This window comes from Isoptericola sp. NPDC055881 (assembly GCF_053615895.1).
Window position 1 is genome coordinate 1 of record NZ_JBSHCR010000149.1, and the last position, 1717, is coordinate 1717.

A 1717-nucleotide genomic window follows, 5' to 3' on the forward strand; every position below is an offset into this window, starting at 1 on the left:
GTCTCTAATTCTGTATTTAATGCTGCTAGTTTTTAAGTTAAAACCTTTTAATTCCTTATAAAAATGTTCTTTATCCTTTTTAATTAAATCTAATTAAGAGTATAGGCCATCTATGATTTTTTTGATCATGTTTATTTCTGCTTGTATTTCTTTTTTCTTTTCATAATCATTGCTTTCTTTTTTATCATTAAATAATTTAGAGCGGTGAGCTTTAAGTTTATTGATAGCATCATAAATAGCGCCCATTGATTTTTTAGCATCATTAAGAAGTTTATATGCTTCATTTGCCACTTTCATACATGAATAATGAAGGTCAACTAACTGATGAAAATCATACATTGATTGAAAATATTCGAAATGTTGTTCTATTTATCTCTTATGTTCTTCGATGCTTTTACATACTGATTCTCGTTGATTTTCCCATCGCTTTTTTTCTTCTCCGGCGCGTTCATCAAGCTCGTTCAAGATATATAAACCAACACCTACAGCAGCAACTCCGAGTATGATATTAAACATAATTATCCTGATGATCCTCTATCAACAACGCATCATTGTAACTAGAATCAATACTACTTAACAAAGATTTGAATTTTTCATATGACTCAGACCGTTGATCACTGAGCATGCCTTTCATAATGATAAGAGTATCGTTCATCGCCTTTTTACTTTCCAACGAAACGTCATTGCTACATATGCTTGAAACAAGCTTTGATATCTCTTTAATTAAGTCTGATTTTGTTATTGATATTTGCTTAAAATCATTTGCAGCAGCTATCAACTTCAACTCATTACTCTTTCTTCTTGTTTCTAGCTCATACATTGCCTTTTTAAAATTAGTATCTATTTTAAGGTGCATCAAACTGGCTTGTTCTTTTATTTTGAGTGACTCAAGCTCAAGTGCTTTACACTGTTCTTTATAGTAACAAATCCTACTTATAGCATTGGATATATGCTCCAATGGGTTAAGCTGTTGAAGTATAGTTGTATGGATTTCCATTGGGAATGTTTTAGCAATAGATGGTAAATTACCCATGCTAAAAGGTTGGAGATTTCCATTATTTTGTATCATTGGCACGTTATTTTTTTTGCTCATTTAGAAAACCTTTTTTAATTAACTGAATTTTTCTAATGTTACATAAAACGTTTGAGCATGTTTATCTTATCGCTATGGTGCTGTCTAGGTGGTAAAAGAGCAATGCAGGATAGACAATCATGGTCAAAACGTTAACACGTAGCCCCTGATTGTCCGCCTGCCGCTGGCTCAATTTGAAAACATGGCCATGATTCGGCGCTGAATATCACCGTCTTTGTTGACCAGTGTTTTAGTGACAAACGCTGCATGGTTTTTCGTAGTGTTGTATCCCTTCCAGACTTCATGTGGATCGAGGGCATACGCACAAACCTTACCAGCAACGGGGATTCTAACTAATGCATTTTTTGATTCTAAGTAATTGAGCCACCGAATAATTGTGCTTCTGCTAACTCCAAGTTTTTCAGCTAGGAATTGCTGATCCGCAACGACAGCGCCACACGTAGGATCGATATGCTCCGCTAAAAATGAGTACAGCTTCAGTGCTGATATGCCTTGGCTATCCTTCAACAGCTCTCGAACGCGTTCCCAACCTTTTGGGGATACCTGTGTAAACCTTGAATTCTTCTTTGCCTCCGACGACAAGATCGCCGAGTTCTGCTCCACCACCTACGGGGTGACGTTCCC

At 36.0% G+C, this 1717-nt stretch carries 3 protein-coding genes; all 3 read right to left on the reverse strand.

The annotated features are described in order from the left end of the window. Positions 1-93: 93 nt before the first annotated feature. Positions 94-291 (reverse strand): hypothetical protein, encoded by a 198-nt coding sequence (locus ACWGKI_RS20805; RefSeq protein WP_452189581.1) that lies wholly within the window; start codon positions 289-291, stop codon positions 94-96. Between the two features lie 217 nt (positions 292-508). Next, complete coding sequence (locus ACWGKI_RS20810) at positions 509-1093, reverse strand: hypothetical protein (RefSeq protein WP_015059030.1); 585 nt, start codon at positions 1091-1093, stop codon at positions 509-511. A 168-nt stretch (positions 1094-1261) separates the two neighbouring features. Then, complete coding sequence (locus ACWGKI_RS20815) at positions 1262-1699, reverse strand: helix-turn-helix domain-containing protein (protein ID WP_452189583.1); 438 nt, start codon at positions 1697-1699, stop codon at positions 1262-1264. Positions 1700-1717: the final 18 nt, after the last annotated feature.

Coding starts and splice junctions, on each gene's coding strand:
- ACWGKI_RS20810 (WP_015059030.1), bottom strand. CDS start 1,093: ATGAGCAAAAAAAATAACGTGCCAATGATACAAAATAATGGAAATCTC.